The sequence below is a fragment of the Miniimonas arenae genome, assembly GCF_006351005.1.
GTDB lineage: Bacteria > Actinomycetota > Actinomycetes > Actinomycetales > Beutenbergiaceae > Miniimonas > Miniimonas arenae.
Window position 1 is genome coordinate 1 of the sequence record NZ_VENP01000065.1, and the last position, 15,195, is coordinate 15,195.

14 protein-coding genes are annotated in these 15,195 nt (G+C 74.2%); 7 read left to right on the top strand and 7 right to left on the bottom strand.

What is annotated here, in order from left to right; genetic code table 11:
- On the top strand, positions 1-1,204 hold a 1,204-nt coding region (gene sucB / locus FH969_RS13155), incomplete at its 5' end, for a 2-oxoglutarate dehydrogenase, E2 component, dihydrolipoamide succinyltransferase (protein WP_139987545.1).
- A 79-nt stretch (positions 1,205-1,283) separates the two neighbouring features.
- On the top strand, positions 1,284-2,204 hold the full coding sequence (locus tag FH969_RS13160; protein WP_139987547.1) for a TIGR01777 family oxidoreductase: 921 nt from the start codon (positions 1,284-1,286) through the stop codon (positions 2,202-2,204).
- An 8-nt stretch (positions 2,205-2,212) separates the two neighbouring features.
- Here the strand turns inward: FH969_RS13160 and FH969_RS13165 are convergent, their stop codons facing one another.
- Positions 2,213-3,796, bottom strand: a complete 1,584-nt coding sequence (locus FH969_RS13165) for a protein kinase domain-containing protein (RefSeq protein ID WP_180359804.1) — start codon at positions 3,794-3,796, stop codon at positions 2,213-2,215.
- 85 nt (positions 3,797-3,881) lie between these two features.
- Between FH969_RS13165 and FH969_RS13170 the strand changes: the two genes are divergently transcribed.
- Together FH969_RS13170 and FH969_RS15865 are read left to right on the top strand one after the other, a co-directional pair.
- Positions 3,882-4,610 (top strand): DUF4191 domain-containing protein, encoded by a 729-nt coding sequence (locus FH969_RS13170; protein ID WP_139987551.1) that lies wholly within the window; start codon positions 3,882-3,884, stop codon positions 4,608-4,610.
- A gap of 48 nt (positions 4,611-4,658) precedes the next feature.
- Positions 4,659-5,252, top strand: a complete 594-nt coding sequence (locus tag FH969_RS15865) for a TetR family transcriptional regulator (RefSeq protein ID WP_180359805.1) — start codon at positions 4,659-4,661, stop codon at positions 5,250-5,252.
- A gap of 62 nt (positions 5,253-5,314) precedes the next feature.
- Here the strand turns inward: FH969_RS15865 and FH969_RS13180 are convergent, their stop codons facing one another.
- The 3 genes from FH969_RS13180 to FH969_RS13190 are packed head-to-tail and all read right to left on the bottom strand — an operon-like array spanning position 5,315 to position 7,964.
- Positions 5,315-5,971: a methionine ABC transporter permease gene (locus FH969_RS13180; protein ID WP_139987555.1), complete on the bottom strand. Its 657-nt coding sequence runs from the start codon at positions 5,969-5,971 to the stop codon at positions 5,315-5,317.
- On the bottom strand, positions 5,968-7,065 hold the full coding sequence (locus FH969_RS13185) for a methionine ABC transporter ATP-binding protein (RefSeq protein ID WP_139987557.1): 1,098 nt from the start codon (positions 7,063-7,065) through the stop codon (positions 5,968-5,970). The genes FH969_RS13180 and FH969_RS13185 overlap by 4 nt, the downstream gene beginning before the upstream one ends.
- Before the next feature lie 2 nt (positions 7,066-7,067).
- Positions 7,068-7,964 carry a MetQ/NlpA family ABC transporter substrate-binding protein gene (locus tag FH969_RS13190; RefSeq protein WP_139987559.1) on the bottom strand — a complete coding sequence of 299 codons (897 nt, stop codon included), beginning with the start codon at positions 7,962-7,964 and terminating at the stop codon, positions 7,068-7,070.
- Positions 7,965-8,111: 147 nt separating this feature from the next.
- Between FH969_RS13190 and FH969_RS13195 the strand changes: the two genes are divergently transcribed.
- Entirely contained in the window at positions 8,112-8,678 is a 567-nt protein-coding gene (locus FH969_RS13195; RefSeq protein ID WP_139987560.1) for a CDP-alcohol phosphatidyltransferase family protein, read from the top strand.
- Between the two features lie 15 nt (positions 8,679-8,693).
- Here FH969_RS13195 and FH969_RS13200 read toward each other — a convergent pair whose 3' ends face one another.
- The 3 genes from FH969_RS13200 to FH969_RS13210 are packed head-to-tail and all read right to left on the bottom strand — an operon-like array spanning position 8,694 to position 11,230.
- Positions 8,694-9,524: a TrmH family RNA methyltransferase gene (locus FH969_RS13200; protein WP_139987562.1), complete on the bottom strand. Its 831-nt coding sequence runs from the start codon at positions 9,522-9,524 to the stop codon at positions 8,694-8,696.
- Between the two features lie 43 nt (positions 9,525-9,567).
- A complete protein-coding gene (locus FH969_RS13205) occupies positions 9,568-9,882 on the bottom strand; it encodes a PAAR domain-containing protein (protein WP_108717574.1) in 315 nt (104 codons plus the stop codon).
- A 4-nt stretch (positions 9,883-9,886) separates the two neighbouring features.
- Positions 9,887-11,230 (bottom strand): COG1470 family protein, encoded by a 1,344-nt coding sequence (locus FH969_RS13210; RefSeq protein WP_139987565.1) that lies wholly within the window; start codon positions 11,228-11,230, stop codon positions 9,887-9,889.
- Between the two features lie 194 nt (positions 11,231-11,424).
- Between FH969_RS13210 and FH969_RS13215 the strand changes: the two genes are divergently transcribed.
- Both FH969_RS13215 and FH969_RS13220 read left to right on the top strand, forming a co-directional pair.
- On the top strand, positions 11,425-12,090 hold the full coding sequence (locus tag FH969_RS13215; protein ID WP_234417663.1) for a response regulator transcription factor: 666 nt from the start codon (positions 11,425-11,427) through the stop codon (positions 12,088-12,090).
- Positions 12,091-12,264: 174 nt separating this feature from the next.
- Positions 12,265-15,195: tolB family protein (locus tag FH969_RS13220; RefSeq protein WP_180359806.1), on the top strand; the 2,931-nt coding region annotated here is incomplete at its 3' end.

The following is a 15,195-nucleotide window of genomic DNA, read 5'->3' on the forward strand; positions in this document are numbered from 1 at the left end:
CGGCGCCGTCGTCGCCGTCGTCGGCGACGCCTCCGCCCAGCAGGCCGAGGCCCCGAAGGACGAGGCCCCGAAGGCCGAGGCCCCCCAGGCCGAGGCCCCCTCCGAGCAGCCCAAGGCCGAGGCCCCCGCCGAGCAGCCCAAGGCCGAGGCCCCCAAGGCCGAGGCCCCCGCCGAGCAGCCCAAGGCCGAGGCCCCGAAGGCCGAGGCCCCCGCCGAGCAGCCCAAGGCCGTGCAGCCGCAGCCCACCGCCGAGGCGGCCGGGGTCTACGTGACTCCGCTCGTGCGCAAGCTCGCCGCCGAGAACGGGGTCGATCTGGCCTCGCTCGCCGGCACGGGCGTCGGCGGTCGCATCCGCAAGCAGGACGTCCTGGCGGCGGCCGAGGCGGCGAAGGCCGCTGCAGTGGCGCCCGCCCCCGAGCAGGCGCCGGCCGCTGCCGCAGCGTCGGCCGCGCCTGCGGCTGCGGCGAGCACGCGGCTGCCGGTCTCGGAGCTGCGCGGCACCACCGAGAAGATGACCCGGCTGCGCAAGATCATCGCCTCGCGCATGGTCGAGTCGCTGCAGACGATGGCCCAGCTCACCACGGTGGTCGAGGTCGACGTCACGAAGGTCGCCGCCCTGCGCGCGAGGATGAAGGGGCCGTTCGAGCAGAAGGCGGGCCTCAAGCTCACCTACCTGCCGTTCTTCGCGAAGGCCGCCATCGAGGCGCTCCAGGCGTACCCGAAGCTCAACGCGCGCATCGAGGACGACACGATCGTCTACCCCGAGTCCGAGAACCTCTCGATCGCCGTCGACACGCCGCGCGGGCTGCTGACCCCGGTCATCAAGAACGCGGGCGACCTGTCGATCGCGGACCTCTCCCGGGCGATCAACGACCTGGCCGCGCGCACGCGCGACAACAAGGTCTCCCCGGACGAGCTCAGCGGCGGCACGTTCACGCTCACCAACACCGGCAGCGCGGGCGCTCTGTTCGACACGCCCATCGTGCCGCTGCCGACCGTCGGCATCCTCGGCGTCGGGACGATCGTGAAGCGGCCCGTGGTCGTCTCCGGTCCGGAGGGCGACTCGATCGCGATCCGCTCGATGGTGTACCTCGCGATCTCCTACGACCACCGGATCGTCGACGGCGCGGACGCCGGGCGCTACCTCACCGCGGTGCGCAAGCGCCTCGAGGAGGGCGCGTTCGAGGCCGACCTCGGCATCTGACCCCACGCAGGCCCCTCGCGCACCGGTCCGACGGCTCCCTCCGGACCGATCGGCCGGTGCGCGACGTAGCCTGGCCCGCATGAGCGAGCACCTTGATCTCCACCCCGCCCAGCCCGGCGGCACCGTCCTGGTGGGCGGCGCCTCCGGGCTGATCGGTTCCCGGCTCGTGTCGGCGCTGCAGGCGGACGGCGCCACCGTGCGCCGACTGGTCCGGCGGGAACCGCGCACCCCCGAGGAGGTCGCGTGGTCACCGGCCGAGGGTCGGCTCGATCCCGCGGCGCTCGACGACGTGACCGCCGTCGTCGTCCTGTCCGGTGCGGGCGTCGGGGACCACCGCTGGACCCGCGCCTACACCCGCGAGCTCGTGCGCTCGCGCACGAGCAGCGTCTCGATCGTCGCCGCGCGGCTCGCGCAGGCCGGGTCGAGCGCCCGACTCGTCACCGCCTCCGCGGTCGGCTACTACGGCGACCGGGGCGAGGACGTCCTGACGGAGTCCTCCGGACCCGGGGAGGGCTTCCTCGCCGACCTGTGTCAGGCCTGGGAGCGCGCCGCCGACCCGGCGCGCGAGGTCACGTCCGTCGCCCACGCCCGGACGGGCATCGTCCTGGCGCCCGAGGGCGGCGCACTGGGGCGGCTGCGGCCCCTGATCCGGCTCGGCGTCGCCGGCCCGCTGGGCTCGGGCCGCCAGTGGTGGCCGTGGATCACGCTCGAGGACGAGGTTCGCGCGCTCGTGCACCTCACCCGCTCCGGCGTCACTGGGCCGGTGAACCTGACCGCCCCCGAGCCCGTCCGCAACCGTGAGCTGATCCGCACCTTCGCCGCAGCGATGCACCGCCCCGCCGTCCTTCCCGTACCGGCGTTCGCCCTGCGCGCCGCGCTGGGCGGCTTCGCGGGCGACCTGCTCGCGTCCCAGCGCGTGCTGCCCGAGGCGCTCCTCGCCGACGGCTTCGAGTTCACCTCCCCCACCATCGAGGACGCCGCCGACGCCCTCGTCGCATAGGGGTCGGCTCACGCGCAGGCGCGCCACCCCGAGATCCGGCCGTCGTCGGCCAGCTCGAGCACGAGACACCGGCCGGCCTGCGCGGGCACCGGTCGCCACAGACCACCGGTGAACCGGTGGTGCGCGCCCTGCCGCAGCTCCGCGCGGACCGCGGCTCCCGACGCCGGGGCAGCCGCGAGCACCTGAGTGTGCAGGCCCGAGACGTGCACGGGTGCGGCGGGTTCGGCCACCACGCCCACCGCGCCCGAGCCCGTGCCCGAGCCCGACCCCGGGCCCACCACCGGCCCGACGCCCGCGCCGCCGGCCAGGGCCTGGGCGAGGGTGGCGTCGTGGCGCCACGCCTGCGAGCCGGGCACGACGGCGCGCGCCAGCGCCGTGAGGTTGCCCGCCTCGAGCGCCGCGTCGCGACGCGCGAGCACCGCGTCGATCTCGGCCCGCGCCGTCGCGGGCAGGCCGCCGACGACCGACGACGCACTCGACCGGGCGGCGAGCACGCCGACCCCGGCCAGCAACAGCACCGACGCGGCCGCGGCCGCCACCGTCAGCCCCAGCGGCAGACTCGTCCCACGCGCGTGCCGCTGCGTCCGACGGGGACGCGCCGATCGCCGACCCGGCCGGTAGGTGGGCGCCGCGAGCAGCGCGGTCCGGATGGCCGCGCCGGCGAGGTCCGCGGCGCCGAGCGGACTCGTCGGCCGCCGTCCCAGCAGCTCGAGGCGGGTTCGCCGTCGGGCCACCGCCTCGTCGGCCGCGACGGCCAGCTCGGCGGCCGCGGGCCGGCCCGCCCGCGGCCCGGACGCCCGGTCGAGCAGGCGCGCCAACCCGTCGTCGACGACGTCTGGCCCGCCGCCGTGGTCCCGGTCCTCCCGCACACCCCCGTGGCCGCCGCCACCGCTACTGCTGCTGCTCCGGGCGATAAGAATGCCGGCTGGACCACCACCACCGCGGTCAGCGTCTGCCCGCTCGCCCCCCTCACCACTGGGCCCGCCACCCCCCGCGGCCGCCCACGCGAGGAGTGCCGCGAGCTCGGCGACGTCGCTCACCTCGTCCGGTGCGACGTTCGGCAGACCGCGTTCGTCGCACCGCTCGGCGGCGACGTGACCCGGGGTGCCGAGCCCCGTGTCGGCGAGGTCGACGAGGACCGCGTCCCCGCCGTCGCGCACGAGCACGTTGCGGGGCGAGAGGTCGCCGTGCGCGAGCCCGAGACCGTGCAGGTGGGCCAGCGCCGCCGCGAGGCCGGCGGCGAGGCGCTCGAGCTCGGGCGGCGGGAGCGCCCCGCGCGCCCGCACCCACGTGGCGAGGTCCACGCCCGGCACGAGATCGAGCACCACGGCCACGCCCGCCTCGTCCACGCGCGACGCGCGCACCCGGGCGAGGTGCGGGTGCCGGGCGGCGGCGAGCGTGTCGAGGCGAGCGAGGAGCCGGTCCCGATCCTCACCTGACGCGGGGATCGTTCGGAGCACCACGAGGTCGCCGGCCTCGTCCACGCCCGACCAGACCCAGCCCGCCGGACCGTCCCGCGCGCCACGCACGAGCGCCTCGCCCGCGCGGAAGCCCGCCACGTGCGGCGGGCCGGGGACGACGACGGTGCTCACCCGACCAGCAAAGCGCCTCGGGGCCCGCCGTGGACGTTGTCCACAGGCCGGAGGGGCGGTCGACGGCCGGTAGGCTGTGCCCACCATGGCACGCTCGAACCAATCCACCCCCGCGCCCGCACCGAAGCCGAAGAAGCGCCGGTGGTACCACCAGATCTGGGACGTCTTCCAGATGACCCGGAAGGCGGACCCGTCCGTCCCCTGGCTCATGCTCGCGATCCTGCTCGGTGCGATCGCGGTCGGGGTCGTCGTCGGTCTGCTCGTCAACGACGGCGCGATGCTCTGGTACTTCGTCGTCCTTGCCGTGCCGTTCGGCGTGCTCGGCGCGACGTTCCTGCTCTCCCGCCGCGCGGAGCGCGCGGCCTACTCCCGCATCGAGGGGCAGCCCGGCGCCGCCTCGGCCGCCCTCGGCACCATCCGCCGCGGCTGGAACCTCGAGGAGCAGCCGGTCGCGATCGACCAGCGCACCCAGACCATGGTGTTCCGGGCCGTCGGGCGCCCCGGCGTCGTCCTCGTCGGTGACGGCGGCAGCCGCGGCTCGCAGCAGCGCCTCCTCGAGCAGGAGCGCAAGCGCACCACCCGCCTCGTCCCGGACGTGCCCGTGCACCTCGTCCAGTGCGGTCGCGAGGAGGGCCAGGTCCCGCTGCCACAGCTCGCCGCGGCCGTGCGCAAGCACAAGAAGGCGATCACGACGGCGGAGGTCGCCGTGGTCACGAAGCGCCTCGCCGCGCTCGGCAAGATCAAGATGCCGGTGCCGAAGGGCGTCGACCCCCTGCGCGCCCGCCCGGACCGCAAGGGCATGCGCGGGCGCTGACCCGCCCCGAGCTCCGACTCCGACTCCGACTACGTACTGACCCGCCCCGTGCCCGGACCGCAGCGCGACGCCGAGCGCACCCGTGCGCGCCTCCTCGAGGCCGCAGCGGCAGCGATCGGCGAGAAGGGCCCCGAGGTCAGCCTCGACCTGGTCGCCCGCCGGGCGGGGGTCTCCAAGGGCGGGCTCCTGCACCACTTCCCCAGCCGGGACGCGCTCCTCGAGGCGCTCATGCGCCACCTGCTCGCCGCGTTCGACACGAGCGTCGAGCGCGAGCTGGAGCGGGCGCAGGCCGAGGACCCGACGGAGGCCGACGCACCGGGCCGGCTGACCCGCGCCTACGTGCGCGCGGTGTTCGCGGACCTCGCCGAGGGCGACCGAGCCCGCGAGCAGATCACCCTGATGGGCATGATCGGCGCGAGCGAGGCCGTCTCGCACGTGCTGCGCACCGACGACGAGAGCTGGCGCAGCCGGGTGGCCGGCGACGGCCTGGAGCCGCTGCGTGCCGAGCTCGTGATGAAGGCCGCCGACGGGCTCACCGCGTCGCTGATGTGGAGCCGCACGCCCGCGCGCGAGCACGTCGAGCTGCGCGACCTGCTCCTCGCGCTGACGCGCAGCACCGGACCGGTCGACCCGTCCGCCTGACTGCGCCCTAGCGGGTGCCGAGCGCGGGGCGGGAGCGGGCACCAGCTTCGAGCGTCCGGCTGCTACCGGTGCAGCGCCTTGCGCGCCAGGTAGTTGCCGAGCAGCTGGGCAAGCTGCACGATCACGATGATGACGCCGACCACGATGTACGTGACGGTCCAGTCGTACTGCTGATAGCCGTACACCATCGCGAAGTCGCCGATGCCGCCGCCGCCGATGTAGCCGGCCATCGCGGACATGTCGAGCACGCCGATGAACAGGAACGTGTACCCGAGGATGAGCGGGGCCAGCGCCTCGGGGATGAGCACCGTGAGGATGATCCGCAGCGGGGATGCGCCCATCGCGCGGGCCGCCTCGATCACCCCGGGGTCCAGCGAGACGAGGTTCTGCTCCACCAGCCGGGAGAACGCGAACCCGGCCATGAGCGCCATGGCGAAGGTCGCCGCCTCGGTCCCGATCGTCGTGCCCACGACCGCTTTGGTGAGGGGCCCGATCGCGAACAGGAAGATGATGAAGGGGATCGGCCGCACGATGTTGACGGCCACGTTGAGCACCGCGAACACCACGCGGTTGCTCAGCAGATTGCCGCTGCGCGAGACGTACAGCCCCACCCCGATCGCGAGGCCGATCAGGCCGCCCACGAGCATCGCCCAGAACAGCATGTAGGCCGTCTGGGCGAGCGCCTCGGTGAAGGTGGGCCCCAGTCGCTCCCAGTTCATGCCGACTCCTCCCCGTTGATGCGGCCGAGCAAGGGAAGGGACGACGGCGAGCTCGCCGTGCCGAGGTCGGTCGCCCCCGCGGAGGCAACGACCTCGCGCACGAACGCCTCGACGTCGTCGACCGCACCGTCGATCTCGAGGGTGAGCGACCCGAACGGACGCTCGGCGATCTCGGAGATGCCGCCGTAGATGATCGTCCCCTCGATCCCGTGCTCCCGCAGGGTGCGCGTGAGGTAGCCGCTGGCGGCGCCGTCGGACTTCATCCGCAGCAGCACGAGCCGGCCGGGGTGCCGGTTCCGCAGGCGCTGCAGCACCGCCGGGCTCGGGACGTCGTGCAGCGACGAGGCGACGAAGCGGGCGGTCGCCGGGTGGCGCGGGTTCGCGAACACGTCGTACGCCTCCCCCACCTCGACGACCTTGCCCTTCTCCATCACGGCGATGCGGTGGCAGATCGACCGCACGACGTCCATCTCGTGGGTGATGACGACGATGGTGATGCCGAGCTCGGCGTTGACGCGGCGCAGCAGGGTGAGCACGTCCTGCGTCGTCTCGGGGTCGAGCGCGCTCGTGGACTCGTCGGCCAGCAGGATCCGGGGCGACGTGGCGAGCGCCCGGGCGATGCCGACGCGCTGCTTCTGGCCGCCCGAGAGCTGGTTCGGGTAGGCCCGCGCCTTGTCCGTCAGGCCGACGAACTCCAGCAGCTCGGCGACGCGCGCGGCGCGCTGTGCACGCGGCACGCGAGCGACGCGCAGCGGGTACGCGACGTTGCCGGCGACCGTGCGCGAGCCCATCAGGTTGAACTGCTGGAAGATCATGCCGATCCCCGCACGGACGCGGCGCAGGGCGCGCTCGCCCTGGCCCGTCACCTCGGCGCCGGCGACCGTGATGGTCCCCGACGTCGCGATCTCGAGCGCGTTGATGAGCCGCACGAGCGTGCTCTTGCCCGCGCCCGAGTAGCCGATCACGCCGAAGATCTCGCCCTCGGCGATGTCGATCGTCACGTCGTCGACGGCGGTGACGGGCGTGCCGCCGCGGCGTCCCGGGAAGACCTTCGAGACGCCGCGGAGGCTGACGATGGGTGCAGCGGTGGTCACGCTCAGCTCGTCGGGGCGTTCGCCTGGATGTCCGCGAGGATGTCCTGGAGCTCGCCCGCCTCGTTGTTCTTGAAGATCGCGAGGCCGCCGGAGTCCTCCGTGGCCGCCGCCTCGACCTCCGGGTCGTGCCAGATCTCGACGAGCTTGAGGTAGGTCTCGTTGCCGGAGTCCTCGGCGCGCGCCGCGAACACGTTGATGTACGGCTTCGCGGCGTCCCCGCTCGGGTCGTCCGCGTAGACGATGTCGTCGTCGGTCAGGCCGGCCTTGCCGACGAAGTCGTTGTTGATGATCGCGGCCGCGACGCTGCCGCTGGTGAGCGCGGCGGCGGTCTGGGCGGCGTCGACCGGGGTCACGGTGACGCGGGACTCGTCGGCGATGACGTCCGCCGCGGCGGAGAAGGAGGTGCCGCCGTCGCGCAGGGTGATGAGGCCGGCCTGCTGCAGGTTGAGCAGCGCGCGGGCCAGGTTCGTCGCGTCGTTCGGCACGGCGATCTGGGCGCCGTCCGGGATGTCCGCCACGTCGTCGTACTCGGTGGAGTAGAGGTTGAGCGGGTAGACGGCGGTCCCACCGATCGGCTGCAGGTCGTTGCCCGTCTTGAGGTTGAAGTTCGCGAGGAACTGCAGGTGCTGGAACTGGTTGAGCTCGAGCTCGCCGTCCGCGAGGGCCTGGTTCGGGATCTGGTAGTCGGTGAAGTTCACGATCTCGACGTCGATCCCCTCCTCCTCGGCCTTCTGCGTGAAGACGTCCCACTGGGTGTCCGAGGCGCCGATGACGCCGATCCGGATCGTGCCGCCGTCGGTGGCGTCGGAGTCGGAACCGCCGGACCCGGGGGCGGCGCACGCGGCCATGGCCAGCGCTGCAACGGCAGCGGTGACGAGGACGGGAAGTCGGCGAGTCATGCGGTGACCTTTCGGTGAGTGCTGCGGCTCGGTGGTCCGCGGGCGCTGAGCCGGGGGTGTCCGGCGGAAGACACTGTGGCAACCGCGCGGTGCGGGTGACAACCCGAGCGTCGCTGTCTCGCAGTGTGGTCGCACTAGGATCGATTCGTGAGCACCCCCGCGCCGTCGACCCGGGTGTGGACGCTCCCGAACCTCATCTCCTTCGCGCGCCTGGCGGTGCTGCTGCCGCTCGTGGTGTGGCTGCTCGTGACCGGTCGGCTGTGGTGGGGGCTCGTGGCCCTCATCGCCCTCGGCGCGTCGGACTGGGTGGACGGGTACCTCGCGCGGCGCCTCGGGCAGGTCACGCTGCTGGGTCAGCGTCTGGACCCCGTGGCCGACCGCGTCGCGATCGTCGTGGTGATCGCCGCGCTCGTGGCCGAGGGCCTCGTGCCCTGGCCGGCGGTGGCGATCATCCTCGCGGTCGACCTCTCGCTCCTCGTTCTCGCGGGGCTGTGGTTCCGCGGCTCCCCCGACCTCCCGGTGAGCCGGATCGGCAAGTGGCGCACCGCGTGCCTGCTCGGCGCGCTGCCGCTGCTCATCACCTCCGCCGCCGCGTCGCTGGAGTGGCTGCACGTCGTCGCGCTGGTCGTCCTGTGGCTGGGCGTGCTGGGGCACGTCGTCGCCGGTCTCGGGTACCTGCGCGGCATGGCCGCGGCGCGCCACCGCGCGCGCTGAGGACGCGCCGGCCGGTCAGAGCTCGCGGCCCGCCACGCGCATCGCCCAGAACGCGACCGCGCTCGCCGCGGCGACGTTGAGCGAGTCGACCCCGCCCGCCATCGGGATGCGCACGACCACGTCGCTCGCCGCCACCGTCGCGGGCGCGAGGCCGTGCCCCTCGGCGCCGAGCACGAGCGCGAGGCGCTCGGGCGGGTCGGCCGCGAGCGCGTCGAGCGTGACGGCGTCGTCGCTCAGCGCGAGCGAGGCGACGGCGAACCCCGCCGCGCGCAGCCGGTCCACGCCGGCGGGCCAGGGGTCGATCCGCGTCCAGGGCACCTGGAACACGGTGCCCATCGAGACGCGCACGCTGCGGCGGTAGAGCGGGTCGGCGCAGCGCGGCGTGGCGAGCACGGCGTCGACGCCGAGCCCCGCCGCCGAGCGGAAGATCGCGCCGACGTTGGTGTGGTCCACGACGTCCTCGATCACGGCGACCCGGCGCGCGTCGCGCAGCAGCTCGTCGACGTCGGGCAGCGCGGGCCGGTTCATCGCCGCCAGCGCTCCCCGGTGCAGGTGAAAGCCCGTGAGCGCCTCGAGCTCGGGCTCCGGCGCGGTGAACACGGGCGCGTCGGGGAACGCCGCGAGCACGTCCGCCATCTGCTCGAGCCAGCGCGGCGCCATGAGGAACGAGCGCGGCACGTGCCCTGCGGCGACGGCGCGGCGGATGACGTTGGAGGACTCGGCCATGTACAGGCCCGCGCCCGGCTCGTACCGCGTGCGCAGCGCGACGTCCGTGAGGTGGGTGTACTCCGCGACCCGCGGGTCCTCGAGCGCGACGGCGAGCGGGACGGGGTCGGGTCGGGTCACCTCCCCATCGTCCCAGGTCACGGTCCGTCGACCGACCGACGGCTCAGCCGCCCACGATCACGGTGGCCGCTCCGGGCCCGGGTGCGATCGGCGTGCCGTGCATCGACTGGTCGCCGAGCCGCGCGGCCGGGAACCCCCCGACGAGCACGGTGAGCGAGCCCATCGCGATCCCGTTCGGCGGCCCCACGCACGGGATGCTGCCCGGCATCGCGTTGGCGACGGCCGCCGGCATCCCCATGACGAGGACCGTGGGGACGCACCCGGCCGGCGTGATCGGCCCGCCGACGTGCGGGACCGGCCCGGTCGTGAGCGGACAGAGCGCGACGTCGCCGGCGCGCAGCCACGGACCGGTCGGCACGCGCTCAGCCTCCCGCGGTCGGCGTGGGTTGCGGCGCCGGGCTGACGAGGTTGCCGCCGAACGTCAGCGCGTCCGCGCACTCGGCGGGCGGCGGCGTGAGGCCGAACGGTGCGCCCGGCTGGCGGCAGGAGAGGAAGAACCGCACCTCCCCGCCCGCCGGCACCACCACCGGGGTCTGGAAGTGGAAGTCGGAGTCGCGGAAGTTCTCCAGGCCCAGCTGCATGAGGACCTGGCTCTGGCCGTCGATCGAGGTCTCCACCGAGACCGTGCCGAAGTCGCCCTGCGGGTTGTTGAGGAGCAGGTCGTACAGGCGCAGCGTCTGGCCGTCCGGCACCGTGAACGCGGCGACGTCGCTCGCGTTGGGGCCGGCCGAGACCTCCAGCCGGTTGACCGACGGCACCGAGATCTCGGCGGGCGGCAGGATGCCCTCGCGCAGCGTCTCCATCTGCTCCAGCTGGTCCTGGGCCGCGGCGTCGGTCTGCGCGGCGGTGTTCGCCGAGTCCTGCGCCGCCTGCTGCGCGGCGGCCGCGGCCTGCTGGGCGTCCTCGGCCGCCTGCACCGCGGCCTCGGTCTCCTCGGCGACGGCGGCCCGTGCCGCGGACTCGATGACCGGGCGCAGGAGCACGAACCACGCCAGCGCGAGCAGTGCGAGCAGCGCCAGGAGTGCGAGCAGCGCCTTCATGAACCACTTGGGCAGCGTCGCGGTCTGGACGTGCACGCCGTCGAGCACCACCGGGGTGGAGTTCTCCGCGGACACGGTCACGGCGAACGGGTACGTGACGCTCGCGCCGCGCCAGATCCGTTTCGCGGGCTTCACCTTCACGGTCGAGAACGCCGCGGTCCCGGGCTCCACCACGAGCAGCCCGGGATCGATCTTGAACCCGAGGTGCTTGCCGTCGTCGGTCGCCTTGATCGTGAGCGTCGCGGGCGCGTTGCCCCGGTTGTCGACGGCGACCTGGTGCCTGGCACCCATCCGTCCGGTCGTGGTGCGCGGGACGAGCTCGGCGACCGACTCCAGGAACGGCAGGATCTCCACGACCCCCTCGGGGGTGACGACCTGCTCGGCGTGGTCCACCGGCACGATCCGCACGCCGAAGTCGAGCGAGCCGACCGGCACCGCGGCGTCGCGCGGCGGACGGAAGGTGATCGTCGCCGTCGTCGCCTCGCTCGGGTAGACGCCCGCGATCTGCGCGGGCTCGACCTGCGCCCACGCGGCCGGGACGCCCAGCACCTCGATCTGGTACCCCTCCACGGTGGTGCCCGTGTTGGCGATGCGCACGGCGACGGCCGCCTCCTCCCCGGGGGTCAGCCGGACGTGCGAGGTCTCCAGCGTGGCCGTCGTCGTCATGGCCTCGACGGTAGGCAGCCCGCCCGCGCCCCGGCAGCAGCGGCGCGGACGTCCGAGCGGGCAGCGCTCCTGCCCGTTGAGCCGACGTTGAGTGCCTGATCAGTACGCCGGAGCATGCTGCCCGAGCGGGCCGGACGGGTGCCTGCGGGGACGGTGCGGGCTAGGTCGACGCGCCACGGTGACAGGGGCTGGGGATGAGTGTGATGACGGGCACGGTGGCCGGTGCGGCCACCGACAAGGTACGGGTGTGGGTCGGCGCGACCGACCCGATCTCTCTCGCGGGCGTCGCGAGCGCGCTGCGGCCGCGGCCGGAGCTGACCCTCGTGCGCGAGGGCGACGGCGGCGCGGCGGGCGCCCGGGTGGCGGTCATCGTGACCGACCGGGTGGACGAGGCGACCATGCGGGCGGTGCGCAACGCGCGCCGGACCGGTGACGCGCAGGTGGTGCTGGTGGCCGGCTACCTCACCGACGACGACGTCGTCGCGGCGGTCGAGGCCGGCGTGCTCGCCCTGGTGCGACGGTCCGAGGCGACGCCGGACCGACTGGTGGCCGTGATCCGCAGCGCGGCGCACGGCGAGGGCACGGTCCCCCCCGACCTTCTCGGGCACCTCCTGGACCAGGTGGGCTCGCTGCAGCGGCAGGTGCTGCGCCCCCGGGGGCTCACGTTCACGGGCCTGGCCACGCGGGAGATCGACGTGCTGCGGCTCGTCGCCGACGGCATGGACACCGCCGAGATCGCGCGCACGCTGTCCTACTCCGAACGCACGGTGAAGAACGTGCTGCACGACATCACCACGCGCCTGCAGCTGCGCAACCGGAGCCACGCCGTCGCGTACGCGCTGCGCGAGGGCCTGATCTAGCGGCGTCGTCCGCCCGCCTGCCCCAACGGGAAGCGGGCGGTGCCCGCTCGGGTGGACCGAGCGCACTCGCTCCCTCCCCGGGGCGCGACCACGCTGGGCAGGCGCCGCGCGCGAGCACGGCAGGGCGTGGGTGCGCAGTCGTGCGTGACGAGGCGGGCGGGCGGAGGTGGGCAGGTGAGGCGGAGGATCGGCGCGGGCGTCGCCGCGGTCGCGGCCGCCCTCGCGCTCGTCCTCACGGTCACGACGGCGAGCATCGCCGTCACCGAACCCGAGCCCACCGAGAGCCCCACCGCAAGTCCCGGTCCGCCGGTGGACCGCCCGCGGCTGGCGTTCACGGACGACGGATCGGTCGTGTCGGAGGACACGCTCCTGCGCTACGACCAGACCAGCGCGTACCCCGACCGCACGCAGGGCCGGGCGACGGAGTGGGACGGGCGGGAGAACGTCCTGGGCTACGGCCGGTCGAACGCTCAGGCGAGCGCGCCGGAGCCGACGACCGATCTCGTCGCGTTCGTGAGCGACGACTGGTGGAACGACTCCGCCGACCCCCGCTTCGACGCCGGGGACGTGTGGGTGCGGACACAGAACGCGGACGCGGCCACCGGGTACCTGCGCGTGACCTGCGACGCCGCCACCGAGCAGCACCCCGTGATCGACCCGACCGGACAGTGGGTGGCGTACGCGACGAACCGCGACGGCACCTACGACGTCGTCGTCGTCCCGGTCCCCTACGACACCGACGACGGCCCGCTGGACGCGTGCACGGACGACCTCGGGGCGCGGGTCGTGGCGAGCGGCGGGGGTGACCAGACGTGGCCCGCGTGGACCGCGTCGGGCGGGCTCGTGTACTCCACCAACGACGCGGAAGGCTTCGAGTCCGACCTGCTGATGCTCCCCGACCCCCTCGAGCAGCCGACGAGCGTCGTCGAGCTCACCGACGGACAGGCCGACGAGACGCAGCCGGCGGCCACGCAGGTGTTCGTCGGTCAGGCCACCCCCGTCACCGTGATCGCCTTCCGGACCGACGAGTTCCGGCCCGACGGGTCGATCGCGTTCATCCAGTGCACCGACCTCGAGCCGTGCCGCGGCGAGAACCTCACCGCGCCGGCCTCGGCGTACGTCGACACGGCGGCCGGCACGGACGTGCAGGGCGCCGAGCCGATCTGGTCGAACGCCGAACCGACGCGAGACCCGGCGAACCCCACCCGGTCGATCGCCGAGCTCGCGTTCACGAGCACGACCGGCGACTCCGACGGCGACGTCTGGGTCGGTGAGTGGTCGGTCGGGGCGGACGAGGCGCGCTACCTCGACCAGGACCGCGCGGTCGCGCAGCCGCTGCGTGCGGAGACCCATCCCAGCTGGACCTCGCAGTGGTCCCCGGTGGGCGAGGGCGAGAACGACCCGCACAGCGTCACCCTGTGGTCGACCGCGAGCGGTGTCGACAGCAACCTCGAGGTGGGGGCGAGCAACATCCAGGACGTCCTGGCCTCCGGCGGTTCGCAGCGCCGCACGATCGTGGAGCAGTTCGACGAGCTGGCGACCGACGAGCGCGCCCCGACCTACTCCCCCGACAGTGAGCGCCTCGCGTTCTCCCAGAACCTCTGGACCGAGGACGGGGAGAGCTACGTCATGGGGCGTGCCATCACGGTCGGGCCGTGGGACGGCAGCGCGAGCGGCGCCGAGCTCTCGCCGCTGCCCTACGAGCGTGCTCCGAGCGATCTCGACGTCGACCCCGTCTGGTCCCCGGACGGCACGTCGATTGCATTCGTGCGCTACGTCGAGCGCCAGGAGGGCGATCCTGCGCAGACCTCGGGCGCGCCCGAGGGGTACCGGCCCGGGCGGATCTACGTCGTGGACACCGACTCGGGCGTGGTGCGGCCGCTCGTCGACACCGACGACACCCCGGAGGGCATCGGCCAGTCCGACCCCTCCTGGTCCCCGGACGGGACGCGCGTGGCGTTCTCCCGCACGAGCGAGCCGTGGGCCGGTCCGCCGACGGACCTCGGCCTGCAGATCGCCGACGTCGCGGCCGCCACCGCGCAGTCCCTGCTGACCGAGTCCCCCCTGCCGTGCCCGACCCCGACGTGCGACCTCATGGTCTCCGTCCTCGGCCGGCACCCCGCGTGGTCGCCCGACGGCGAGCGCCTGGTCGTCGCCGACCTCACCGTGCCCACGGTGAGCGGCACGGCCGTGACCGTCGACGGCCGGGGGGCGCTCGCCGTCGTGGACGTGGCGGGTGGGGCGAACGGCACCGCCGCCGTCGCGTCGAACCCCGTGCTCCTGACCCGGCCCGCCGTGCTGGCGACCGAGCGTGACGCCGGCGCGGTGGACCGGATCTGGCGCGAGGTCGCGTCCGCCGCGGAGCCCGCGTGGTCCCCCGACGGCACGCGGATCGCGTTCTCGGGCACCGCCGCCGGCGAGGCGGTCGCACGCGACCTCTGGACGATCGCGGTGGACGGCAGCGATCTCATTCGGGTCACGAACGACCCGACCCGGCAGACCGACCCGGCGTGGCAGCCAGCACCCGAGCCCGAGCTCACGGTCGCGGCGTCCGAGCCGGCGCCGAGCGTCGGCACCACGGTCACGCTCACCGCCACGGTCGTGCCCGGCACGACCGCACCGCTCGGCGCGACCCGGGTCACGTTCACCCTGCCCGAGCAGCTCGAGCCCGCTGACGGGTCGGACTGCTTCGTCTCGGGCAGCGTGGTCACGTGCCCCGTGCCGCCCCTGCCTCTCGGGACCAGCCACGACGTCACCATCACGGTCGAGGTGGTGGACGAGGGCGAGGCGACGGTCGACGCGGTTCTCACCTACCCCGACGGCGTCCCGATCGCCGACCCCTCGGTCACGCTCACGCCCGCTCTTGTCCTCACGCGGCCACGGCTCGCGTTCACGGACGAGGGCACCTGGATCGGCGAGGCCTCGATCTACGACCACTCCGCCGAGGGCGATCCGGCCTTCCCCGCGCGAACCAGCCCCCGCTACTCCGCGTTCGGGCCCAACGGCTACCTCGGCTCCGGGCGGAGCACCGGTCAGGCGACGAGGCCCGACCCGTGGGACTTCGTTCCCGTCCACCTCGCCTACGTCTCGACCGGCTTGCGCACG

What these genes read in the sequence shown, in the direction of transcription:
- FH969_RS13160 (WP_139987547.1), top strand. Translation starts at nt 1,284, where the DNA reads ATGAGCGAGCACCTTGATCTCCACCCCGCCCAGCCCGGCGGCACCGTC.
- FH969_RS13170 (WP_139987551.1), top strand. Translation starts at nt 3,882, where the DNA reads ATGGCACGCTCGAACCAATCCACCCCCGCGCCCGCACCGAAGCCGAAG.
- FH969_RS13180 (WP_139987555.1), bottom strand. Translation starts at nt 5,971, where the DNA reads ATGAACTGGGAGCGACTGGGGCCCACCTTCACCGAGGCGCTCGCCCAG.
- FH969_RS13190 (WP_139987559.1), bottom strand. Translation starts at nt 7,964, where the DNA reads ATGACTCGCCGACTTCCCGTCCTCGTCACCGCTGCCGTTGCAGCGCTG.
- FH969_RS13210 (WP_139987565.1), bottom strand. Translation starts at nt 11,230, where the DNA reads ATGACGACGACGGCCACGCTGGAGACCTCGCACGTCCGGCTGACCCCC.
- FH969_RS13215 (WP_234417663.1), top strand. Translation starts at nt 11,425, where the DNA reads ATGAGTGTGATGACGGGCACGGTGGCCGGTGCGGCCACCGACAAGGTA.